Here is a 23203-nt window from a genome sequence, read left to right on the forward strand (position 1 = left end):
GATCAGGGGGGGCGAAGTTGAGTACTACTCATGGGGATGTGCCTCCTGTGGGAGGCGCATTCTAATCAGGGAGTGGTTAAAAGAGAAGCATCGGCCCGTCATGACGGGCGTTGAGGGGCATGATGATGCGCCCTCTTTGCGATACTTCTCTATTGCCAACTTGGGCGTTAGCCCTGAGTGGTCAAGTCTGCGACTCAGGCGCCGGTTGGCGTGACCCGGGTCAGCATTGCAAAGCCCTCTTCCACTTGAGTGAGCTCTACCTTGACCTCTCCCAACTCGGCGAGCGAGGCAACATGGGTGCCGCCACAGGGGATGGTGACCTCCTGGCCTTCCAGCGAGCAGTGCCAGTAACGGGAGTCGATGATCGCCTCGCCGGCCCGGCTTCGGCGAATGTCAGCTCCGCTTGCTACCCAGTCGGCCAGTTGTTGGTTGACTTTCTCTTCAATCAGCGCCAGATCTGCCAGCAGCGCCTCGCTGTTGACTCCTTTCTTGCGCAGGCTCTTGCCGATTCGGTACTGCTCCCACGATCCGCAAGGCTCGACCCGCGAGCTTTGAATAGCAAGACGATCGAAGTCGGGCTGGCCCAGTGCATCGCGCTCGCTTACCTCCTTGCGCCAGTAGGGAGTCAGTACTCGATTGAGCGCCAGCGCGGCCAGATGGCAGCCGCTATGGCCCAGACTCAGGGCGTGGCGGGCAGCGCTATCTACTTGCAATTCGACCTGGCTGCCAACGGCTAGCGCGTGGTCACCGGTCATTGGATGGACCACCACGAAACGCCACCCTTCAGCCCCCCGTTTTACCGGAATCGCAGTATCGACAAACAGCTTGCCATCCGGGCTGATAGCCCCCATCCGGCAAGGGCCAATGGCGGCTTCGCCCCCTTCCCAGCGAGCATGGCCCACATCCCCCGGCTGATCGGGCCAGAGGTGGCTCTGGGGATGAAAGGGGGTGAGGTCGGTGACCAGCAGTGTGGTGTCGCCACGCTGACAGCAGACCACGCTGGCTTGCTCCTGATGATGGCCCAGCACGAAGCTGACTCGGGTATGTTCCATGGCAAGGCTCCCGCAACGATAAATGAGAAAAGAAAGCGGCAGCATACGCCAAAGTGCGAAGAGGCTCATTAACCAGAGTTAATGAGCCCCTCTTCTCGGTTTGACGGTTCGCTAGATCATGGCGACCAGCAGATAGGCGTTGAGGCCAATCACCAGCGCAACGATAAGGCGGCCTATGGCTTGTGTGACCGGATGGTTGCGATGTTGCCCCATCAGCGCCCGATCGCCGGTCAATATCAGCAGCGGGATGAGCGCCAGCGCGATGCCGAAGCTCAGCACCACCTGGCTCAGCACCAGGATCTCGGTGGTGTTGAGGCCCATGGCGATTACCACGAAGGCAGGGGCCATGGTGATGGCGCGGCGCAGCCAGAGCGGGATGGTAAAGCGCACGAAGCCCTGCATCACCACTTGGCCGGCCAGCGTGCCCACCACGGTAGAGCTGATGCCGGAGGCGACCAGCGAGAGGCCGAACAGAGTCGCGGCCGCCTGACCCAGCAGCGGGGTGAGGGTCTGGTAGGCCGACTCCAGCTCGGCTACTTGCTGGTTGCCGTAGCTGTGGAAGGCGGCCGCCGCCATGGCCATCATCGCCAGATTGACGAAGCCGGCGATGGTCATGGCAATCGCCACATCGACCCGGGTGGTGTGCAGCCGCTGGGGGACCGAGCCCTGATCCTGGGTGTGCTGGGTCAGTGCCGAGTGCAGGTAGATAACGTGGGGCATCACGGTGGCGCCGAGCACGCCGGCCGCCAGATAGACGGCGTCACTGTTGGGCAGGCCGGGGAAGAGGGCGCCCTCCAGCAGGCTAGGCAGATGGGGGCGGGAGAACACCAGCTCGACGATGTAGGCCGCCGCCACGAACAGCAGCAGGCCGCCCACCACGAACTCCAGCGGTTTCTGGCCGCGGGATTGCAGCATCAGGATCCCCCAGGTCACCACGGCGGTGATGCAGGCCCCTTCAAGCAAGGTCACGCCAAGCAGCAGCTTGAAGCCGACGGCGGCGCCGATAAATTCGGCGAGATCGGTGGCCATGGCGATGATCTCTGCCTGCACCCAGTAGGCCCAGACCGCCGGTTTCGGCAGTCGGTCGCGGATGTGCTCCGCTAGATTCTTGCCGGTGACGATACCGAGTTTGGCCGAGAGGGTTTGCACCAGCATGGCCATCAAGTTGGCCCATACCACCACCCAGAGCAGTTGGTAGCCAAAGGTAGAGCCCGCCTGAATATTGGTGGCGAAGTTGCCCGGGTCGATATAGCCGATGGCGGCGATAAAGGCAGGCCCGAGCAGGGTAAGTTTGAATTTGCGGACTGGAATCGTAGTCGTCAGTGCGGGTTGCATGGCATCACCCTCCATAAGGATATGGAGAGAGAATAGATCTAAGTGATAATCATTATCAATTGTTGTTTCTGATGATTTCCATCGGGAAAAACATTTAAAGCGGTCAGTTGCAGTGAGGGATGTGATTTCGTACAATACGCCGCCCTAGAAAAGCAGCGACTAAACACCTTTATGTTCCTTGCCTCCGAGGTCTGGCTGCACCTGGGCGGAGGCTGAATTAATCCGTAAGGAGCTAAAATGCGTCATTACGAAATCGTCTTCATGGTTCATCCGGACCAGAGCGAGCAAGTTCCCGGCATGATCGAGCGTTACACCGGCGCCATCACCACCTCCGGTGGTACCATTCATCGCCTGGAAGATTGGGGCCGTCGTCAGCTGGCTTACCCGATCGACAAACTGCACAAAGCCCACTACGTTCTGATGAACGTAGAAGCAGAGCAAGCCGTTATCGATGAGCTGGAAACCAACTTCCGCTTCAACGATGCCGTTATCCGCAACATGATCATGCGCACCAAGCACGCCGTGACTGAAGTTTCTCCGATGGCCAAGGCCAAAGAAGAGCGCTTCACCCGTCGTGACGACGAGCGCCGCGAAGAAGCTACTGAAGCTGCTTCCGAAGAGTAATTCTGGATCACTGACTAGAGGATAAAGGCCATGGCACGTTATTTCCGTCGTCGTAAGTTCTGCCGCTTCACCGCCGAGAACGTTACCGAGATCGACTACAAAGATATCGTTACTCTGAAAAACTACATCACTGAATCTGGCAAGATCGTACCGAGCCGTATCACCGGTACCCGCGCCAAGTATCAGCGTCAGCTGGCACGCGCCATCAAGCGTGCTCGTTACCTGGCTCTGCTGCCGTACACCGATCTGCACAACAAGTAAGAATCGGCCCGGCACTTAAGCCTAACTCAACGAAATTTATAGAGGAAAGGTAATGCAAGTTATCCTGCTCGACAAAATCGCCAAACTGGGCGGTCTGGGTGACCAAGTTTCCGTGAAATCTGGTTATGCCCGTAACTACCTGATCCCGCAAGGCAAAGCTGTTATGGCTACCAAGGCCAACATCGAAGCTTTCGGTGCTCGTCGCGCTGAGCTGGAAGCCAAACTGGCTGCCAACAAAGCTGCTGCTGAAGAGCGTGCTGCCAAGCTGGCCGAACTGGCTACCGTGGTTATCGCTTCCAAGTCTGGCGACGAAGGCAAGCTGTTCGGTTCCATCGGTACCCGTGACGTGGCTGAAGCCATCACTGCTGCCGGCGTAGCCGTTGCCAAGAGCGAAGTCCGCATGGGCAACGTTCTGCGTAACACCGGTGACTACGAAGTTGCTGTTCAGCTGCACGCTGACGTTAAAGCAACCGTACAGATCCAGGTTGTTGCCCTGTAATAGCGATTCGCTTTTGCAGAAAAAACCCGCGCTCTTGCGCGGGTTTTTTATTTTCCGGCCCGGGGGTAGAGTGAAGGCCTGTTCCACTGGAGGAGATCATTATGGCTTGGGTAGAAGGTCGCGTCATCGAACGCATCGAATGGACACCCACCCTGTTCTCCCTGCGGGTAGCGGCCGAGCTGGTCCCCTACAAGGCAGGCCAATTCACCAAGCTGGCCCTCGAGCAGGGCGATCGCCGCATTCAGCGCGCCTACTCCTTCGTCAATCCCCCCTCTGCGCCATACCACGAGTTCTATCTGGTCGAGATCCCGAGCGGTGAGCTGACTCCGTCCCTTGGCTTGCTGCAAGCGGGCGATACATTGCTGGTGCAATCCCAGGCCACCGGCTTCCTGACGCTGGATGAGGTGCCCGCCGGGCGCGATCTCTGGCTGCTCTCGACTGGCACTGCCATCGGCCCCTTCCTCTCCATGTTGGCAGATGGGGAAGCCTTCAACCGTTTCGAGAATCTGGTGCTGGTGCACGGGGTGCGCAAAGGCGAAGAGCTGAGCTATCAGGATTTGATCGCCAGCTTTGCCGAGCAATATGGCGAGCGTTTTTGCTATGTCCCCTTTGTCAGCCGCGAGCCTTGGCCCGATGCAATGGCAGGGCGGATCCCGGCGGCTATCGCCAATGGTCAGCTGCAGGCTAGAGTGGGGTTGGAGTTCTCACCCGAGCTGAGCCAAGTGCTGATCTGCGGCAATCCGGAGATGGTGAAAGAGACCCAGCAAACCTTGCTGGCGCTGGGGTTGGCCAAGAATCTGCGGCGGGCACCGGGCAATATCAGTGCGGAGAATTATTGGTAAAACAATCAGCACAGGGGCGCCAGGCCCCTGCTGGATAAGGAAAGGGGGGGTCAGTTTTTCTTGCCGTTACCCTTGTTTTTATCCTTCTGTTTGTCGTGACCCTGTCCCGGGTTATTGCCGCTGTGGATGCTGCGGTTGTAGTGATCCCGGTACTTGCCATCCATCTTGTCGCAGTTGAGTTTGATCCGGCTGTCGCCAATGCCAAGATCCAGACAGTTGTCTTGCCACCAGTCGTACTCCTTGTCATCCCAGTCGAGATTGATCTTGATGTCATCACCGGAGATCTTGATGCCATCGCTATTTTTGCTTGGCGGTGCCGCAACCGCGATGCCGTGCGCCATGAGCAGGGAAAGCAGCAGGGCGCCGCGTCGGATAACGGGGTTGTGTTTAGCTTGGGTCATCGCAAGGGTACTCCTGTTGTTACTGGTCGCTCTGCGAGTTGGCAGGGACCTGGTTGGTTTTCGGTGGCTGGTTGCGATTCTCTTCATCTTCCAGATTGAATTTGACCGCCTTGCAGTCGACGGTGGAGGTCTCCCCGATATCCAGAGTGAGGCAGTCGTTCTGGGTCCAGCCGAACTGTTTGTCATCCCAGTCCAGATTGAATTTAAGCTCATCGACGGAAAATTCGGTGCCACCGCTCTCTGGATATTGCTGTGTCGCAGCGGCGCCGCCGGTAACCAGAAGAAGGGAGAGTAGCAAGGTGGTCGTACTGTTCATGATGGCCTCGGATAATTGCAACGGTGGATGAGTGTACGGATCTGGGCTGAACCCGGGCGGAATCGCACCTCATCTCACCACATGATCAAGTCAGGGAGGAATTGTATCGCTTTTCTGCTGCCGATTTGTCCGTTTTGGTCGCACTCTGGGCAGCTGGTTGCCAATCTGAAGGAATTCAGTCATTTGCCCTTCTCTGTGCGAGTCTGGCGACTATAATCGGCAGCCAACTTTTCCTGCACAGCACACCCCTTCATCATGACCACACAGGACTCCTCCACACAGCGCTACCCCAAGGGGTGGTTCGCTCTGACGACGGTATACAGTTTCACCGGATTGGCCATTCTGGCCTCCATTATCTTCTCCCTGCTGCTGTTCCTCTCCATCGATGACAACCCGCTGATGAAGTGGCTGTTCGGCGGCTTGGCCATCATCTTCGAGCTGGGCAAGTTTTACGTCTGGTACGAGTACGGCGAGCGCAAGGCGCGGCGGGATTTGAGTGGTGCTCTCTGGTCGCTGCTGTTTTACAGCGTGCTGGCGGCCATCTCCATCGGCGGCAGTATCGGTGGCATCAACAGCGCCACCAATACGGTGTTGAGCCAGCAGGCGCGCCACGAGCGGGAGCTCGCCCGTTTCGACGAGCAGATCGCCAGCATCGAGCGGCAGATCCAGCTCAACGAAGAGGCAGCCCGCAAATACATCGAGCTGGAGCGCATCTCCAGTGGCGTCTCCTCGTTGCAGCACGCCAACACCAAGCTGCGCTTGCAGCAGGATGAGCTGCGTCAGCAGCGCGATGCGAAGCCGGTCAACGAGCAATCCTCCATGCTGGGGCTGATGAGCAGTCTGGCGGACGGGGTCGGGATGAGCATCAGCCAGGTGCAGTTCCTGCTGGTCTGCTTCCTCTCGGTGCTGCTCGACGTGTTCGGCGCCTTCTTCGTCAGCCTGATCGGCGAGGAGAACCGCTTTCGCCGGATGTGGCGCTGGCAGCAGGATCAAGCTCGCAGAGAGGCGCAGGCAGAGTTGGCGATGGCAGCCCAGCCCGAGCCCATCATGCCCCCAGAACCAGCCCCCGAAGTGCTGGCGCAGGTGCGCGGTGCGCTGATGAGTGGTGAGCTCAAGTGCAGCAAGCGCTCGGTGGCGCAGGCGCTGTCACTCTCGCTGGAGGAGGTGGATCGGGTGTTCCACCATCTGCTGTCGCAAGGGGTGCTGGGGCAGGGGAGCAATCGCCACTACTACCTAAATCCGGCGCTGGAGCAGCAAGCCGGATAGTGAGAAGGCCACCGGAACGCGGTGGCCTTTTTCGTTATCGAGTGGCGATAGCACTCAGTGAGTCAGCACCATCATCAGGCTGAGGAAGGCGGCCAGTCCGCCACCGATGCCGATGATCCAGTAAAACCCCTTGGCCCCCTGTTTGAGCGGGATGCGGAAGTAGAGTAGAAACGCCCACCACCCCAGTGCCAGCAACAGAGGAATAAGAAACATTCGAGCCATGGTGTCCTCGCTGTTATTCTGTTGACCCTTGATCAATCAACAGGATGGATTGTGCAATGACGCAACTACAGATTACCGCATTCGGTGACCCCTCGGTACTCAAGCTCAACCCTTCCCTCGATAAGGTGCCAGCCGATGGTGAAGTGCGGGTGCGCATCTGCTTTGCGGGGGTCAATCCCATCGATGCCAAAACCCGCGCCGGTCTTGGCTGGGCGGCGGCCCAGAACAAGGACAAGCTGCCCTGGACACCGGGTTATGACATCTCCGGCGTGGTGGAGAAGATAGGCCCCGGCGTGACCTCGCTGGTTGAGGGGGATCTGGTGTGCGGCATGGTCGGTTTTCCCCTCGCTGCCGGTGGCTACGGGGAGTCTGTGGTGGCAAGCGAAGGCGAGCTGGTCAAGCTCGACGGAGTGAGCCTGCAGCAGGGTGCGGCGCTGCCACTGGCCGGTCTCACCGCCTGGCAGGGGCTGCTTGAGCACGGCGGCCTCCAGAGCGGTCAGCGGGTCTTGATCCTCGCCGGTGCCGGTGGAGTCGGCCATCTGGCAGTGCAGTTTGCCAGCGCCTATGGCGCCGAGGTGGTGGCTACCGCCAGCCCCGATAACCATGGCTTCCTGCACGCACTGGGGGCGCGCTGGATGGTGAATTACCATGATGCGAACTGGCCAGCACAGGTGGTGGCAGAGGCCGGTCAGGTCGATCTGGTGCTGGATCTGGTGGGCGGCGAGAGCGGCAAGGCGGCGCTGGCCTGCGTCAAACCGGGTGGCCGCCTGGTGACTGTGCCTACCATTACCGCCCAGCAGATCAAGGATGCTGGGGCTGCGGCGGGTATCGAGGTGGTCGGCATGCTGGTTCACCCCGACCAGAAGCAGCTGGGTCAGATGTTGATGCTGCTGCGTCAGGGGGAGGTGAAGGTCACCCTCGCCGGTGAGTTCGCTCTGGCTGAGGGGGCGCTGGCCCATCAGACCATCGAAGGGGGCCATGTACGCGGCAAGCTGCTGCTGCGGATGCCTGCCGCCGATGGCTATCCCGGATGAGCGAGATGATGGAGATGGGGCTGGGGTGGCTCTTTTTAAGTGCATTCACCTCAGCCACCCTGCTGCCCGGCAGCTCGGAAGTGCTGCTGGGGGCCATGGCGGCCAAGGGGGAGTGGAGCATGGCTAGCCTGCTGCTGTGGGCGACGCTGGGCAATACCCTCGGTTCCATGACTACCTGGTGGCTCGGCTGGCTCGCCACCTTCAAGAAAAAACCGGAAGATTTTCAAGGCCGTGGGGAACAAAAAGCCTTAGGCTGGCTCAAACAACATGGTCACTGGTGTCTGCTGCTTGCCTGGACGCCGGTGGTCGGTGATGGTCTCTGTCTGTTGGCCGGTTGGCTGCGCCTCTCCTTCTGGCGCTCTCTCATTTTGATCGGGCTCGGCAAATTGTTCCGTTATGCCCTGGTTTTTCTGCTGGCCAGTCACATTTTCTAGCCTGTTTTTGTCACTCACGAGGTTACCGTGAACAAAGTCATACCTTTAACGATTCTGCTGGGCTTCACCCTGCCGGTGCTGGCGGCACCGACCCTGATCGCCGAACAGGGCAAGGAGGAGGGCAAGCTCGCCATCCCCTACCAGATGTACAAGCTGGACAACGGCCTGACCGTGATCCTGGCCCCCGATCGCTCCGATCCGCTGGTGCACCTCGATGTGACCTATCACGTCGGTTCATCCCGCGAGACGGTCGGTAAGTCCGGTTTCGCTCACTTCTTCGAGCACATGATGTTCCAAGGCTCGAAACACGTCGGTGATCAGGAGCATATGCGGATCATCAACGAAGCCGGTGGCGACATGAATGGCACCACCAACAAGGACCGCACCAACTACTACGAAACAGTGCCGGCCAACCAGCTGGAAAAAGTGCTCTGGCTGGAGGCGGATCGGATGGGCTTCCTGCTCGATGCGGTGAGCCAGAAGAAGTTCGAGATCCAGCGCGCCACCGTCAAGAACGAGCGGGCCCAGCGGGTCGATAACCAGCCGTACGGGCTGGTGAGCGAGAAGGTGGGGGAGGCGCTCTATCCGCGTACTCACCCCTACTCCTGGCAGCCTATCGGTTACGTGGAAGATCTCGACCGGGTCGATGTGAACGACCTCAAGCAGTTCTTCCTGCGCTGGTATGGCCCCAACAACGCTACCCTGACTCTGGGCGGCGACTTTGACAGCAAGCAGGCCCTCGAGTGGATCGAGAAGTACTTCGGCTCCATCCCGCGCGGCCCGGACGTGGCCGAGCCGACGCCAAAGCCGGTGACTCTGCCCGAGACCCGCTACGTGACGTTGCAGGACAAGGTACACCTGCCGCTGCTCTATATCAGCTACCCCACCGTATCTCTTGGCGATCCGCAGGAGCCTGCACTCGACATGTTTGCCGACGTGCTGGGTGGTTCCGCCAGCTCCATGCTCTACCAGTCGCTGGTGAAAACCGGCAAGGCGATCGATGTGGGGGCGTCCCACTACTGTGAAGAACTGGCCTGTACCCTGACCGTCTACGCCTATCCCAATCCGTCACAGGATGGCAGCCTCAAGACCCTCAAGGGGGAGGTGGACAAGGTGATCGGCGAGTTCGCCCAGCGCGGCCTCAAACCGGAAGATCTGGAGAAGGCGATCGCCAAGTACCGTGCCTCCGCCATCTGGGGTCTGGATAGCGTCTCCGGCAAGGTGAGCCAGCTCGCCATGGGTCAGGTGTTTGCCCAGGATCCCAACTATGTGTTCAAGACACTGGATGCCATCGGCAAGGTGACACCTGAGCAGGTGAAGGCCGCCTACGACAAGTTCATCGCGGGCAAGCCTGCGGTGGTGCTGAGCGTGGTGCCCAAGGGCAAGACTGAGTGGCAGGTTGCCACCCCGAACTTTACCCCCGCCAAGCGCGAACTGCCGGATTACAGCAAGCATGACGAGGCGCTGGCCGAACGACCGGTAAAAGACAATTTCGATCGCAGCGTGCAGCCCAAGGCGAGCGAGGCGGTGAGCGTCAAGGTGCCCGCCATCTGGCACGGCAAGCTCGACAAGAACATCGAGATCATCGGCACCAAGAGTGACGAGATCCCCGCGGTCTCCATCATGATCGCCCTGCCGGGCGGCATTCGTGCCGAAGATAAGGGGCAGCTTGGACTGGCCAATCTGACCGCCGCCATGATGGGGCAGGGCACGGTGCGCCTGACCGAGGCTCAGCTCAGCGACGAGCTGCAAAAGCTGGGCTCAAGCATTGATGTCTCCAGCGCCCAGTACAACAACCTCATCACCGTCAGCTCGCTGGCGGACAAGTTGCCCCAGACCCTGGCGCTGGTGCGCGAGGTGCTGGAGCGCCCGGGCATGCGGGAGGCGGACTTCGAGCGGGTCAAGGCGCAGCTGCTGCAAGGAATGCAACAGGCCCAGCAGCAGCCCGAGTGGCTGGCCGGGCAGGCGTTCCGCGAGCTGGTCTACGGCAAGCAGAACCGCCTCGGTCAACCTACCGACGGGGTAGCGGCTGATGTGGCCAAGCTGACCCTGGCGGACGTGAAGCACTTCTATCAGGCCTACTACAACCCCACCAATGCCAAAGTGGTGGTGGTCGGTGATGTGGGCCAGAAGCAGATCGAGGAGCAACTTGGCTTTCTGACCGAGTGGAAGGGGGCCACGCCGACTCTGGGGGATCTCAAGCTCAAGGGTGAGCAGGCCAAGCCGGGCATCTATCTGGTCGACAAGCCGGGGGCGCCCCAGTCGGTGATCCGCATCGGCCGTCGCGCCATGCCGTTCGATACCACGGGGGATTACTTCACCGCCGGGCTGATGAACTTCAACCTGGGTGGCAACTTCAACAGCCGCATCAACCTCAACCTGCGGGAAGACAAGGGTTACACCTATGGTGCCAGCTCGGGTTTCTCCGCCAACCGCGAGGTGGGCACCTTCGCCACAGGCGCCAATGTGCGGGCCGATGCGACTGTGGATGCCATCCGCCAGTTCCTCAAGGAGATGGACAACTACCGCAAGAGCGGCCCGACCCCGGTCGAGCTGGCCTATATGCGCAGCGCGGTTTCCCAGCAGGATGCCCTCTCTTACGAGACCTTGGGCCAGAAGGCGGGCTTCCTGCTGCAGATGGTGATGTATGACCTGAAACCGGACTATGTGCAGGCCCAGAACAACCTGATCAAAACGGTGTCGCCCGAGGCGCTCAAGGCCAGTGCCGCCCGTTGGCTCAATCCGGCCGACATGGTGATCGTGGTGGTGGGAGACAAGCAAAAGCTTGAAAAACCCCTGAAGGAGCTTCATCTTCCCATCTATCCGCTGCAGTTGCCGTAACTGACGCTTTATAAAAATCAAGAGCCGCCCCGGATGGGGCGGCCTCACATGAGCCGTGAATATGACTACAACAAGCTTGTCGCTCACCGAGTTGCTGAATGCGTTGGGATCACCGGAGCGCCTCACCGCGCTCAAGGGGATCCGGCGCGGGATCGAACGTGAATGCCTGCGCATCACGCCGGATGGCCGACTCGCCCAGAGTGACCATCCACGGGCGCTGGGCTCGGCCCTGACCCATCCCAATATCACCACCGACTACTCGGAGAGCCTGCTGGAGTTCATCACCCCGGCCACCGACTCCATCGACAGCCTGATGGAGCAGCTCGGCGACATCCATCACCATGTGATTCAGCATCTGGGTGACGAGCGGATTTGGCCGCTCTCCATGCCATGCTTCGTCGGTGGGGAAGAGAGCATCCGGCTGGCCCAGTACGGCAGCTCCAATATCGGCAAGATGAAGACCCTCTACCGTCAGGGATTGAAGAACCGCTACGGCAGCCTGATGCAGGTGATCGCCGGGGTGCACTTCAACTTCTCCATGCCCGACAGCTTCTGGAGCGAGTGGCAGGATCTGGTGTGCGAAGGGTGCTGCAGCCAGCGCTTTATCTCCGACAAGTACATGGGGCTTATTCGCAACGTCTACCGCTTCGGCTGGCTGGTGCCCTATCTGTTCGGCGCCTCCCCGGCCATCTGCGAATCCTTCCTCAAAGGGCGCAAGAGCAACCTGCCGTTCGAGAAGACCGGCAAGGGCACCCTCTATCTGCCTTACGCCACCGCGCTGCGTCTCTCCGATCTCGGTTACACCAACAGCGCCCAGGCTGGGCTCAAGATCAGCCACGACAGCCTGCCAGCCTATGTCAGCAGCCTGCGCCGCGCCATCAACACCCACAATCCCGACTTTGCCAAGATCGGGGTCAAGGTGGATGGGGAGTATCGTCAGCTCAATGACAACGTGTTGCAGCTGGAGAACGAGCTCTACGCTCCAATCCGTCCCAAGCGCACCCCGCGCAGCGGCGAGAAGCCCTCGGATGCGCTGGATCAGCGCGGCATCGAATACATCGAGCTGCGCACCGTGGACGTCAACCCCTTCACCCCGCTCGGTATCGATGCCGACCAGATCCGCTTCTTCGATCTGTTCCTGGTCTGGTGCTTGTTGCGCCCCTCTCCGGTGCTGAGTGACGAGGAGATTGCCCGCAACCGCCGCAACCAGAACAAGGTGGTGCTGGAGGGACGTCGTCCCGGCCTCGAGCTGGAGGACGAGCAGGGTCATGCCATTGGCCTCAAAGAGTACGGCCTCAAGCTGTTCGACGAGCTGGCTCAGGTGGCCGAATTGCTGGATCGCTGCTGCGGCCGTAACCACTATCGCAAAACGCTGGCAATGCACCGTGAGAAGCTGCTCAATCCGGATTTGACCTACTCCGCCCGCATGCTCAAGGAGCTGCTGGAGAGTGGCAAGGATAACGGCTGTTACGGCGACAAGCTGGCGACCCGCTATCGCGAGGAGCTGCTGGCAGGGGAGCTGCAATACTGGGATGAGGCCTACTTTGCCGGTGAGGCGAAGGATTCCCTGGCCAAACAACGGGAGCGCGAGCGCAGCGACAGCCTGTCATTCGATGACTTCCTGGCCGACTACTTCGGTACCAGTACCACCACGGCCTGAAGGCGGGTTCGTTCCGACCCAAGTGCCAGCAAAAAGCCGCTCGAGTGAGCGGCTTTTTTATTTCTCTTGTCCCGTCCTGAATATGGTTTACACCTTTCCCCCCAATAAATGGAGAACCCGATGGGACAAGGGGTGAAACGGACACAGCGCGATTACTCGCTGACTTTTAAACTGGCACTGGTCGAGCAGATTGAAAAAGGCGAGCTCACCTACAAACAGGCTCAGGTGCGTTATGGCATTCAGGGCCGCTCCACCGTTCTGGTATGGTTGCGTAAACATGGTCGGCAAGATTGGAGCCAGGGGGCTTCTGTACGTGCCGGCAGGAGCATCACCATGCCTGACCCCGACAACCAGACGCCCGAACAGCGTATCAAGGAGCTCGAGCAACAGCTGGCGCTAATGAGCCAGAAGGCCCAGTTCTTTGAGGCCATCGTCGATGTACTGAAGAATGACTACGGCGTCTCCATCGTAAAAAAGCGACCCGGCAAGTCCTCTCGCAGCGGCAAGTCGAGAAGCTGACCATCGTCAGGGCTTGCCTGTTTCTGGGGATAAGCCGGCAGGCTTACTACAAGCGCAATCGAGTCGCCGACGAGCGCCATGCTCAAGGGCTGCAGGTGGTGCGCTTCGTGCGTCAGGTTCGACTGCGACAACCTCGGGTGGGCACTCGCAAGCTGCATTATCTGCTCCAGGGTCAGGATGATGGCGGGCTCAAGGTAGGGCGGGACAGGCTGTTTCAGATATTGGCCGAGCACCGCCTGCTAGTGCAACCTAAGCGGGCGTATCACAAGACCACCCACAGTTTTCACCGTTTCTACCGTCATCCCAACTTGCTCAAGGCGGGGCCAGAGCAGGTCACGCCGGTGGCCCCGGAGCAGGTCTGGGTCGCTGATATCACCTATCTGCCAGCCAGGAGCGGACCGCTGTACCTGAGCCTGGTGACGGATGCGTACTCACGCAAGATAGTGGGCCATCACGTGCACGAAGGGATGCACGCCGAGTCGGTGGCGATGGCGTTCAAGAAAGCGCTGAAGCAACGACGTGGCAGCGGGGAGCTAATCCATCACTCGGACCGCGGCGTGCAGTATTGCTCGGGGCTGTATCAGTCATTACATGAACGGTACGGGGTGAAATGCTCGATGACGGATGGGTATGACTGTTACCAGAATGCGTTGGCGGAGCGGGTGAACGGGATTTTGAAAGGAGAGTTATTGTTGCAAAGCCCGCAGGATTTGACGCAAGCGCGGGAAATGGTGCGTGAAGCGGTGGATATTTACAACGAGGAGCGGCCGCATCATGCGTTGAAATACAGAACCCCCGATGCGGTACATAGAGGGTTCTGAGTAGAAAAATGCTAGTTGAAAATGTGTAAACCTATTTCAGGACTAGACATCTGAACCTGAGCGATATCAGACGTGGTTATACATGGCCTCGATTTCGCTCTGGTACTTGGCCTCGATGATCTTGCGGCGCAGCTTCATGGTGGGGGTCAGCTCACCCAGCTCCATGGAGAAGGCGCTCGGCAGCAGGGTAAACTTCTTCACCTGCTCGAACTTGGCCAGCTCTTTTTGCAGATCGGCGATGCGGGCTTCGAAGAACTCCATTACCCGGGAGTGGCGCAGCAGCTCGGTCTTGCACTGGTACTGCAGGTTGATGGAGCGGGCGTACTCCTCCAGCGACTCGAAGCAGGGGACGATCAACGCCGAGACGAAGTGGCGGGCATCGGCGACGATGGCGATCTGCTCGATAAAGCGATCCTTGCCGATGGTCCCTTCCACCAGTTGCGGGGCCACGTACTTGCCGTTGGAGGTCTTCATCAGCTCCTTGAGGCGCTCGGTGAAGTAGATATTGCCCTGGCTGTCGAGCTCACCGGCATCGCCGGTACGCAGGAAGCCATCCTCGGTCATCACTTCGGCGGTGGCGTCCGGCTTGTTGTAGTAGCCGCGCATCACTGTGGGGGAGCGCACCAGCAGCTCGTTGTTCTCACCCAGCTTCACTTCGATGCCGTTCAGTGCCGTGCCGATGGAGCCGAGCTTGAACTGGCTGTCTTCGTAGCAGCAGACGGTGGCAGTGGTCTCGGTCATGCCGTAGCCGTACTTGAGGTTGAGCCCCATCGCCTGGAAGAAGAGGTTCACATCGTCGGCCAGACGGGCGCCCGCCACCGGCAGGAAGCGGGTGCGGCCGCCAAAGCGGGCGCGCAGCTTGCGAAACACCAGTCGCTCGGCGAGCCAGAGCTGGCCGTAGAGCAGCGGGGAAGCGGACTTGCCCGTCTGACGGGTGGCAACCATCTGCTTGCCGACACGGGTTGCCCAGCCAAACAGGGCGCGCCGCAGAGCCGGAGCCTGAGCGACTTTGGCCTGGATCATGGCATAGGCCTTCTCGTAGAGGCGCGGCACGGCGCACATCACGGTCGGCTGCACCTCGCCAATCACATCCATCGCCTTCTGCGGATCGCGGATATAGACGTTCTCGGCGCCGCAATAGAGCACGTAGTAGCTCCAGGCCCGCTCGAATACGTGGCTGAGCGGCAGCATGCAGAGCGACACATCCTGCTCGTTCAGATCGAGGCGGCTGTTGTGTATCTCGAAACAGGCGGCGATGTTGTTGAAGTCGAGCATGACCCCCTTGGGCTCGCCTGTGGTGCCGGAGGTGTAGATCAGGGTCAGCAGATCATCCATCCGGTACTGGGTTTCCCGCTCGCGCAGCTCCTGCTCACTGGGTTGATGGTTGCCGGAGACCAGAAATGTCTGGAAGTGGCTCGCCTGCTCACAGCCGCGCAGGTTGACGCTGCCATCGAGGGCGACGATCTGGCGGATCTCGCCGTTTTCAATCAGTTTCAGCGCCTGATCGAACTGGGGTTGCTCGCCAACGAACAGCACCTTGATGCCGGCATCTTTGACGATGTAGCGCAGCTGATCGAGGGTGCTGGTGGGATAGATAGGGACGCTGACGCCGCGGGCGGCCAAGATGCCGAGATCGGCCTGGGTCCATTCCGGCATGTTGCGGGCATAGATGCCGACCATCTCGGTGGGCTGGTGGCCGGCACGGATCAGCGCCTGTGCGCAGTAGTCCATGGCCTGGCCCAGAGTACGCCAGCCGATGGCGCGCCACTGGCCATCCTGCTGAACCCGCAGGGCAGCCTTGTTGCCAAGTTGGGCAATACGTTCACGCATCAGTCGAACCAGATGAAGCTTCGGCATCAGTTAAACATCCTTTAATTACAGTTGTACGCCCGCAAGGGCACTAAAAATCGGGCTAGAGTTTAAACTCCAAGATTACAGCTTACAAGTGTTCGCTGTTTGTCTTGGATCACAAAGAGTGCAAATAGCTCTTCCTTTGTGCAGAGTGGCCGATACTGCAAAGGAGCAAAGGGAGAGTTAACGATATGAATCTATGGATGAAAGGGGCATTGGCCGTGATCGTGCTCATGATGGTGGGGGGCGGGGCGGCCTGGTACTTTCTGGGCAAGACACAGCAGCCTGCGAATCCCTGGTATGAAGGGGCGGAGGGATACCAGCAGGCCCAACAGCAGGCATTGGCGCTGGGCTATCCGCTGCTCTATGTGCTGGAGACCCCCAAGTGCCGTCGCTGCAAGGCATTGAACGAACGTTTCTGGCGCAGTGAAGAGATGAGAGTGCCGTTGAGCCGATTGGTCAAGGTGCGGCTCAATCCGGGCAAGGGGGATGGTAGTGAACAGATCCTGCGCCGTTTTCCCAAGGTGGCCACACCGCCCGGCATCTATATCCAGCAGCCGGGTCAACCCCTCAAACCGATCAAGATAGTGGTGGATATACAGCAGATATGGATGCCGGGGAAAACCTGGCTGCGGGGCTTCTATATGCCGCTTTCCGCCGCAGGATTCGAGGCGGTGGTTCACACCACTCTCTCCTTGCAGGATCCGGCGATGGATAACGCCCCCCTCGATTGAGGCGGGATCAGCTGAAGTCGAACAGGCGGGACATCAGTACCGCATCTTCCCGATCATTGCCGGTGCCGTAGTAGTCGGCGCGGCGGCAATACTCGGCAAAGCCGGCGCTCTCGTAGAGGTTGATGGCGGTCTGGTTGCCTGCCCGCACCTCGAGAAACCAGGCCTCTGCCCCGGCTTGTTTGCTGCGAGTCAGGTAGGCTTGCAGCAGTGTCCGTCCCAACCCCTTGCCCTGAAATTCGGGGTGGACACAGATATTCATCAGCGAGCTGTCTCCGGCCACCAGATCCGAGATATAGAAGCCGGCCGGGCGACCATCGACCAGCATCAAGCCGTTGAGATAGCGAGGACCGAAGCAGGATAGCAGGTTGGCCTGGCTCCAGGGCTCCTTGTGGGCGGCCTGCTCTATGGGATAGACAAGGTCGAAATCGGCTTCGAGCAGGGGACGAAACTCAGGCATGTTGACTCCGGGTGACTGGGTGGAGGATGTCGGGGTTGGCAAAGACGACTTTTGTAAAATCAGGTAAAAAGAGCGGCTTCCAAGAGGGCGTTGAAGGCATGATGCAGGATCATGTCGTACTGTTCGCCAGGTGTCGGCGTAGTTGTTGCCACAGGGCGCGCTTTTGTGCGGCACTGGGGGCCAGCGGACAGATCAACGCATCGGGTCGTTCCGGGTTGGCCTCCGTCAGCCAGAGCAGCGGTGAGGCATCCGCCGTTTGCAGGTTGGCAGGCGGCAGCTCGCTGAGCAGTGAGACCTCGTCGGGGGTCATGCCGAGCAGCTGGCAGATATCCGCCAGCAGCGTGGTGGCAGGCAGCTGAGGCGCCAGCAACCAGAGTTTGCCGCTGGGCAGCGGAGCGCGGGTGGCCGGTGCTGTCTGGTCGGGCTGCACGGCATCTTGCGCAAGCTCGGGTACGAGATCTGCACCCAGCAATGCCGGACGACGCAGTTGCCAGCTTTGAATGCCCATGCGGGCCAACATGCTCTGACGAACGGGATCTTGCATCTGGGGCGACTCACTCTTGATCTGCGTTGGGGAAAATTGTGTTGCGCAGGGTACACTCGAACCGCTTTTGCTGCACCCTTTGCAACGCATCATCTGGCGCATGCGGGCATGGTGCCATCACGACACTGGCTATGCATGGGCGCAGCACGCTGCCGATACGGTATCGCACTGCCTTTGCGTTTTTTCCTGCCAGAGGCGGGTATTGTGCGGCAAGAGATACCAGAATAAACATCATAACAAGACAAAACCCAAGGTCGAGCAAATGGATATCACGCCTTGGGGCTAACATCATCCCAGCTTCGGAACACTCTCTATGTCGTCTTTAGCTCAAGCCCAGAACCCTGCGCGTCTTATTCCCATCCAGGAGCGCCTGCCCCGGCTGCTGGCAGCCCTTGGTGAGGGGCTTTATGAACGGCAGGATGCCCTGCGCCTCGGTCTGCTGGCAGCCCTCAGCGGTGAGAGTGTCTTCTTGCTGGGGCCACCCGGTATCGCCAAGAGTCTGATTGCCCGTCGCCTCAAGCTGGCCTTTCACGACGCCCGCCACTTTGAATATCTGATGACCCGTTTCAGCACACCGGAGGAGGTATTTGGCCCCCTCTCCATTCAGGCGCTGAAAGAGGATGGCAAATACCTGCGCCTCACTGCCGGCTATCTGCCGGAGGCTGAGGTGGTGTTCCTCGACGAGATCTGGAAGGCGGGTCCCGCCATTCTCAACACCCTGCTCACCGCCATCAACGAACGGCAGTTCCGCAATGGTGATAGCCAGCATCCCATCCCCATGCGGCTGCTGGTGACCGCCTCCAACGAGCTGCCGGCGCCGGACAGCGGGCTGGAAGCGCTCTACGACCGGATGCTGGTGCGGATCTGGATGGACCGGGTGCAGGAGAAAGCCAACTTTCAATCCATGCTGGCCAGCGACGGTCACGCCCACCAGAATCTGCCGGAATCCCTGCAGATCCGGGGGGATGAGTACGAGCAGTGGCAGAGCCAGATTGAGCAGGTGCGCCTGCCGGATGCCTGTTTCGAACTTATCTATCAGCTGCGCCAGCAGCTCGACAGTCAGCTGGCCCATCGCTGCTATGTGTCGGATCGCCGCTGGAAGAAGGCGGTACGGCTCATCAAGGCGAGTGCCTTCTTCAATGGCCGCGATGAGGTCGCACCGGTAGATCTGCTGCTGTTCAAGGATTGTCTCTGGCACGACGAGGAGTCCCGCACCGCCCTGCTGGAGATGATGACCGAGTTCTCCCGTCTCTACGGTTATCAGCAACTGGCCTTGACCCGCCAGCTGCTTGCCCTGCGGGATCAATTCAAACAGCTCAAACAGGGCGTGGCCCAGCGTCTCTGCTGCAAGGCGCGCAAGCGCAAGCAGTGGTTTGGCAGACGGGCGAGGGGGATCGAGATCCCGCTCGCCAACGCCAGACCCTTTGGCAAGCAGGTGCACTTCCATCTGCTCACCCCGGCCCCGCTGGATGGCAGCGATCCCGAGCGTCTCACCAGCACCCTGGTGTTCGATCGTACCCTGCTTTCCCATTGGCATCCGACCGGTGAGGCGCTGGTGGGTTATCAATATGGCAACCCGAAAGAGGGACACTACGAGCTGGTACTTGACGATGAGCTGCGCCTGCAGGTGCTCGATATCCAGCGCCAGCAGATCCCGCTGGTATTGATGGAGCGCAACGCCATCCCTGAGGTGGTGCTGGAGCCCTGGCTGCAAGCGCTCGATGAGCTGCTTGCCCAGGTTGGCAAGGTGGTGCAGGAGCTTAAACAGCAGCGCACTCTGTTCGATCGTCATCGGCAGCACCTCTTTATTGCCCAGCGCTGGCTGCAACAGGTGGAAGACAGCTTCTTCGTGCTGAGCCGGGATCTTGAACTGCTGCGCGGCGAGCTGACACAGTGGCGCGAGCGGTTGCCAAGGCTGGACGAGTAAGGAGCGCTCATGCTTGAGATTGGCATGCTGGATCTGGGGCTCCTGATCGGTGAAGGGGAGCTGGCAGGGGAGGTGGCTCTTTTGCTTGCTGCGTCGCCCAAGATCTCCGAGTTCATCAAGCGCTCCCCGCTGCAGGGCAAGCTGCTGAAAAAGCGCCTGCAGAGCTGGGGTGAGCAGCTTGGCGAGGAGATCCGTCACAAGCCGGTGCCGGTGGCGCTGGAGCAGGAGTACCTGCTCTATCAGGCGCACCGGCAGTTGCCGATGACCGAACTGATAGGCCGTTTGCCCGCCCTGCTGGAGTCGCTGGATCACTACAGCCCCTTTGCCGGTGAGGCCCGTTCGCTGGTTCGCCAGCTGATGGCTCACCCCACCGAGGGGCTGCGCCAGCTCTTTATCGATAAGTGGCGCGCCAGTCTGGTGGGGAGCCTGCTGCAACTGCAGCAGCAGATCGCCGAGGCGGAGCGGGAGAAGCAGCGTCAGGAGATTGAAGATCAGCTGCTGGCGAGCCGCACCCTGGCCGATGCCCTCGATCCGAACCAGATCTCAGCCGGTGGTCTTTGGGATCTGGCGCAGGGGCACTGGCACAAACGCAGTCTGGTGCTGGTCAAGCAATACGCCCGTATGTTGCAGCGCGAGCCCTTGCTGGCGGAGATTGCCGCTCTGCTCGGGCGCAGCGAGCGGGATCGCCGGGCGCAGGAGCAGCCGGTGCCACCGGTTCAGGTGCTGGAGCTGGAGCCCGCCCCCAGCGACGATGTGCCGGACGACCTGGTGGGCATCCACCAGGCGAGCGACCTGATGCGGCTACTGCCAAGCGAGGCGGTGATGCTGGGGCTGCCGGAGCTGGAGCTGGAGTTCTACCGCCGCTATCTGGAGCGGCGCCTGCTCAGTTACCAGTCACGCGGCACCTTGCCGCGCCAGCGCATCATGCTGCGCACCCCGGAGCAGGGGGGGCAGCAGTTGCAGCAGCGGGGCCCCTTTATCGTCTGTGTCGATACCTCCGGCTCCATGGGGGGCTATCCCGAGGAGTGTGCCAAGGCACTCTTTCTTGCGCTGCTCAAGGTGGCGATGGATGAGAAGCGCGGTTGCTACCTGATGCTCTTCTCTACCGAGGTGGCGACCCTTGAGATCACCGCCGATACCGGACTGGACAAGGCGGAGCGCTTCCTCTCCATGAGCTTTCACGGTGGTACCGATCTGGTGCCTTGTCTGGAGAAGGCGCTGGTCAAACTCGATGATCCTGCCTTTGCCAAGGCAGATGTGCTGGTTATTTCGGACTTTATCGCTCAGAGTCTGCCCCATGCCCTGCTCGAGCAGATGAACCGCTATCGCCAGCGCCAGACCCGCTTTCACGCAGTGGCCATGTCCCGGCACGCCAAACCGGCACTGTTGCGGGTCTTTGACAACAGCTGGCTGCTCGATTGCGGTCTGCGCGGCCGGCTACTGCGGCGCTGGCAGCATCATTAGTTACCGGGAGGGAGCCAGCCCCCTCTTTCGCTCTGTATCCCCCTCCTCATTCCAACGTTATGATATTGCTGTAAAATGTGAGATGAAACCCATTCAAGTCCTCTCTCCTTGCGGTAGCCTTTACAGCCGTTGTTACAGGGTGATTTTCCGGTATCGGGTCGCCTGCTGCTCTTTCCCCATTCATCCGGAGTGTTTATGAGCCGACTTGCCTTGCTGCTGTTGCTGGCGGTATTCGGGCTGGCAGCCAGACCCTTGTCCCCCGAGCAGTTGGAAAATGAACTGGAGGAGATGGAGCAGGTCCATCAGCCTATCGAGTTGCTGCGGGAGCGCGTTGCTCGCTTGCTGCGGGATGGCAGCGACTATCCACCGTCCCAGCTGATGCGGATCAGTCGTCTGGCTTGCTGGGCCCAATCTGCCGATGACATCCAGGCGTCTCGCCGTGCGATTGCGTATGCCGACAGCCAACTGGTGCTGGCTCAACAACGGGGAGATGACGCAGCCATTGCCGAGTTGCTCATCTGTCGTGGCTGGTTCAATCAGCTGCTCGGCGAGGTGGCACAAGCCCGTCGGGATTATGATGAGGGGCTGCGGTTGGCAGGGGAGGCCGCTGTGCTCAAGCTGGAGGCGCTGGCGCTGTCCCACCGGGGAGCCATGTTGTCGTTTCAGGGGGCGTCAGGGCAGGGGCTGGTGGATCTCACTAGGGCGCACGACATCTACGAACGGTTGGGATTGACCACCTGGTATAACCGGGCGCAGCTCGAGATTGCCGCCGCGTTTCGCCGCATGGGTCTCTATGCCGAGGCTCTCACTACCCTGAACCGGTTGCATGAACACTTTGCCCACAACCATGACGGGTTCGGTTTGGCCAGGATGAGAGAGCAGCTGGCTCTGGTCTATCTGGAGACGGGGCGCTATCAGGAAGCGCAGCAGGAGCTCGAACGTAGTCTCGCCTTTTTGCAACAACCCGAGTACCGGATTGAACATGCGGATCGTCAAGTGATGCTGGCGGAGGCTCTGCTCGGTCTGGCGCGCCTGGAGCAGGCCGGACGCTTGCTGGCGCAGGCAGCAGGCGTGCTCACCCCTGAAGTTGATCCTATCCTCCACGCCCATCTCGAGCTGGTAATGGCCAAACTGCAGGTGAAAATGCGGGATCCGGCCCCGGCCTTGAGCGCACTGGCGAAGATTGAACCGATCCTGAAGGCTGAGGGGCACACTCGTTACCTGATGGATCTCTACGCAGTGCGCAGCGAAGCATTCGAGCTGCAAGGGGACTATCCGGCTGCGCTGGCGGCCTTGCGGGATCATTTGGTGCAAGAGCAGCGCCTCGACCAGATGCAGCGAGAGCAGAGTACAGCCTGGGTGCGCGGCCAGTTTGAACTGACCCGCCAGGCGGAAGAGAACAAGCGGTTGCGGGTCGAGCAGCAGTTGCAGCGGCAGGAGCTGGCGCAGATCAAGGAGCGTCGCTTCTGGTTGCTGGTGGTGATGGTGCTCTGCGGTGGAGTGGCTCTGCTGACGATGAGGTGGTTGCTGGAGCGCAATCGTCGGATGCATCGGTTGGCCTTTACCGATGAGCTGACCGGTATCGATAACCGGCGTCGGGTGCTGGTGGATGGGCGCGAGCACTTTGAGCTGGCCCGCAGGCAGCAAATGCCCTTTTCTCTGCTGCTTTTTGATATCGATCACTTCAAGCGGATCAACGATTCGCTGGGTCATCATCAGGGCGATCGGGTACTGCAGTGGGTATCCAGAATGGTGGCAAGAGAGTTGCGGCAGCAGGATCTGCTGGGCCGTACCGGTGGAGAGGAGTTTTTAGCACTGCTGCCGGAGACGGGGCTGGAGGAGGCGTCCCGTTTGGCTGAGCGGATCCGCGCCAGGGTCGGCCAACGGGCGTTGCCCGGTTTGTCCCATCCGGTGACCATCAGCATCGGGTGTGCCTGCCAGCGCGATGATGATCAGGATCTGGCCGCGTTGATCCGGCGTGCGGATGAGGCTCTCTACCGGGCAAAGGGGGCCGGGCGCAACCGGGTGGAAACAGACGACTGACGGACTGGGTATTTTTCACTCGCGCGGGTATAATGTCGCGCAATTTTGCTTTGACT

Annotated in this window: 22 protein-coding genes; 14 read left to right on the forward strand and 8 right to left on the reverse strand. The window is 60.1% G+C overall.

The window, feature by feature from the left end:
• Nucleotides 1-194: 194 nt before the first annotated feature.
• Entirely contained in the window at nt 195-1052 is an 858-nt protein-coding gene (locus G5332_RS09225; RefSeq protein WP_227341919.1) for a hypothetical protein, read from the reverse strand.
• A 111-nt stretch (nt 1053-1163) separates the two neighbouring features.
• The gene (locus G5332_RS09230; RefSeq protein WP_421172250.1) at nt 1164-2387 is read right to left on the reverse strand and encodes an Nramp family divalent metal transporter; all 1224 of its coding nucleotides are present in this window, start codon (nt 2385-2387) and stop codon (nt 1164-1166) included.
• A 237-nt stretch (nt 2388-2624) separates the two neighbouring features.
• On the opposite strand from G5332_RS09230, the gene rpsF reads away from it, so the two are divergent.
• The 4 genes from rpsF to G5332_RS09250 all read left to right on the forward strand — a co-directional run bounded on the left by rpsF (nt 2625) and on the right by G5332_RS09250 (nt 4613).
• Entirely contained in the window at nt 2625-3011 is a 387-nt protein-coding gene (rpsF, locus tag G5332_RS09235) for a 30S ribosomal protein S6 (RefSeq protein ID WP_005308887.1), read from the forward strand.
• A gap of 30 nt (nt 3012-3041) precedes the next feature.
• Nucleotides 3042-3272 (forward strand): 30S ribosomal protein S18, encoded by a 231-nt coding sequence (gene rpsR / locus G5332_RS09240; protein WP_005308890.1) that lies wholly within the window; start codon nt 3042-3044, stop codon nt 3270-3272.
• Between the two features lie 52 nt (nt 3273-3324).
• On the forward strand, nt 3325-3771 hold the full coding sequence (rplI, locus tag G5332_RS09245) for a 50S ribosomal protein L9 (protein ID WP_005340490.1): 447 nt from the start codon (nt 3325-3327) through the stop codon (nt 3769-3771).
• Between the two features lie 101 nt (nt 3772-3872).
• Complete coding sequence (locus G5332_RS09250; protein ID WP_201953778.1) at nt 3873-4613, forward strand: ferredoxin--NADP reductase; 741 nt, start codon at nt 3873-3875, stop codon at nt 4611-4613.
• A 50-nt stretch (nt 4614-4663) separates the two neighbouring features.
• Here the strand turns inward: G5332_RS09250 and G5332_RS09255 are convergent, their stop codons facing one another.
• Together G5332_RS09255 and G5332_RS09260 are read right to left on the reverse strand one after the other, a co-directional pair.
• Nucleotides 4664-5014: a hypothetical protein gene (locus tag G5332_RS09255; protein WP_042053367.1), complete on the reverse strand. Its 351-nt coding sequence runs from the start codon at nt 5012-5014 to the stop codon at nt 4664-4666.
• Nucleotides 5015-5033: 19 nt separating this feature from the next.
• Complete coding sequence (locus tag G5332_RS09260) at nt 5034-5330, reverse strand: hypothetical protein (RefSeq protein WP_139494910.1); 297 nt, start codon at nt 5328-5330, stop codon at nt 5034-5036.
• A gap of 255 nt (nt 5331-5585) precedes the next feature.
• On the opposite strand from G5332_RS09260, the gene G5332_RS09265 reads away from it, so the two are divergent.
• Nucleotides 5586-6596 carry a Preprotein translocase subunit SecY gene (locus G5332_RS09265; RefSeq protein WP_265784091.1) on the forward strand — a complete coding sequence of 337 codons (1011 nt, stop codon included), beginning with the start codon at nt 5586-5588 and terminating at the stop codon, nt 6594-6596.
• 54 nt (nt 6597-6650) lie between these two features.
• On the opposite strand, the gene G5332_RS09270 is transcribed toward G5332_RS09265, so the two are convergent.
• A complete protein-coding gene (locus tag G5332_RS09270) occupies nt 6651-6818 on the reverse strand; it encodes a hypothetical protein (RefSeq protein ID WP_005308905.1) in 168 nt (55 codons plus the stop codon).
• Between the two features lie 56 nt (nt 6819-6874).
• Here G5332_RS09270 and G5332_RS09275 point away from each other — a divergent pair, with 56 nt between their 5' ends.
• The 5 genes from G5332_RS09275 to G5332_RS09295 all read left to right on the forward strand — a co-directional run bounded on the left by G5332_RS09275 (nt 6875) and on the right by G5332_RS09295 (nt 14127).
• On the forward strand, nt 6875-7852 hold the full coding sequence (locus G5332_RS09275) for an NADP-dependent oxidoreductase (protein ID WP_421172248.1): 978 nt from the start codon (nt 6875-6877) through the stop codon (nt 7850-7852).
• Nucleotides 7849-8286, forward strand: a complete 438-nt coding sequence (locus G5332_RS09280; RefSeq protein ID WP_005348990.1) for a YqaA family protein — start codon at nt 7849-7851, stop codon at nt 8284-8286. The genes G5332_RS09275 and G5332_RS09280 overlap by 4 nt, the downstream gene beginning before the upstream one ends.
• A 27-nt stretch (nt 8287-8313) precedes the next feature.
• Nucleotides 8314-11127 carry a M16 family metallopeptidase gene (locus G5332_RS09285; RefSeq protein WP_107683770.1) on the forward strand — a complete coding sequence of 938 codons (2814 nt, stop codon included), beginning with the start codon at nt 8314-8316 and terminating at the stop codon, nt 11125-11127.
• A gap of 61 nt (nt 11128-11188) precedes the next feature.
• Nucleotides 11189-12787: a glutamate--cysteine ligase gene (gene gshA, locus G5332_RS09290; RefSeq protein WP_227341926.1), complete on the forward strand. Its 1599-nt coding sequence runs from the start codon at nt 11189-11191 to the stop codon at nt 12785-12787.
• Between the two features lie 120 nt (nt 12788-12907).
• A protein-coding gene (locus G5332_RS09295) for an IS3 family transposase (RefSeq protein ID WP_421249537.1) occupies nt 12908-14127 on the forward strand; the annotation gives its coding sequence in 2 pieces (ribosomal slippage) (nt 12908-13256 and nt 13256-14127; 1221 coding nt in all).
• 66 nt (nt 14128-14193) lie between these two features.
• Here the strand turns inward: G5332_RS09295 and G5332_RS09300 are convergent.
• Entirely contained in the window at nt 14194-15984 is a 1791-nt protein-coding gene (locus tag G5332_RS09300) for an AMP-dependent synthetase/ligase (protein WP_421172246.1), read from the reverse strand.
• 227 nt (nt 15985-16211) lie between these two features.
• Here G5332_RS09300 and G5332_RS09305 point away from each other — a divergent pair, with 227 nt between their 5' ends.
• Nucleotides 16212-16712 carry a hypothetical protein gene (locus G5332_RS09305; protein ID WP_406596058.1) on the forward strand — a complete coding sequence of 167 codons (501 nt, stop codon included), beginning with the start codon at nt 16212-16214 and terminating at the stop codon, nt 16710-16712.
• 7 nt (nt 16713-16719) lie between these two features.
• Here G5332_RS09305 and rimI read toward each other — a convergent pair whose 3' ends face one another.
• Both rimI and G5332_RS09315 read right to left on the reverse strand, forming a co-directional pair.
• Nucleotides 16720-17169, reverse strand: a complete 450-nt coding sequence (rimI, locus tag G5332_RS09310) for a ribosomal protein S18-alanine N-acetyltransferase (protein ID WP_216952883.1) — start codon at nt 17167-17169, stop codon at nt 16720-16722.
• Between the two features lie 109 nt (nt 17170-17278).
• Nucleotides 17279-17713 (reverse strand): DNA polymerase III subunit psi, encoded by a 435-nt coding sequence (locus G5332_RS09315; RefSeq protein ID WP_421249538.1) that lies wholly within the window; start codon nt 17711-17713, stop codon nt 17279-17281.
• Nucleotides 17714-18026: 313 nt separating this feature from the next.
• On the opposite strand from G5332_RS09315, the gene G5332_RS09320 reads away from it, so the two are divergent.
• The 3 genes from G5332_RS09320 to G5332_RS09330 all read left to right on the forward strand — a co-directional run bounded on the left by G5332_RS09320 (nt 18027) and on the right by G5332_RS09330 (nt 23147).
• On the forward strand, nt 18027-19640 hold the full coding sequence (locus G5332_RS09320) for an ATPase RavA domain-containing protein (RefSeq protein WP_216952885.1): 1614 nt from the start codon (nt 18027-18029) through the stop codon (nt 19638-19640).
• A gap of 9 nt (nt 19641-19649) precedes the next feature.
• A complete protein-coding gene (gene viaA / locus G5332_RS09325; RefSeq protein WP_421172245.1) occupies nt 19650-21104 on the forward strand; it encodes an ATPase RavA stimulator ViaA in 1455 nt (484 codons plus the stop codon).
• Nucleotides 21105-21299: 195 nt separating this feature from the next.
• Nucleotides 21300-23147: a diguanylate cyclase gene (locus tag G5332_RS09330; protein WP_151286234.1), complete on the forward strand. Its 1848-nt coding sequence runs from the start codon at nt 21300-21302 to the stop codon at nt 23145-23147.
• The last annotated feature ends 56 nt before the right edge of the window (nt 23148-23203 follow it).

Origin of the sequence: Aeromonas sp. 603757 (genome assembly GCF_049171255.1) — a bacterium.
GTDB classification, from domain to species: Bacteria; Pseudomonadota; Gammaproteobacteria; order Enterobacterales; family Aeromonadaceae; genus Aeromonas; species Aeromonas veronii_A.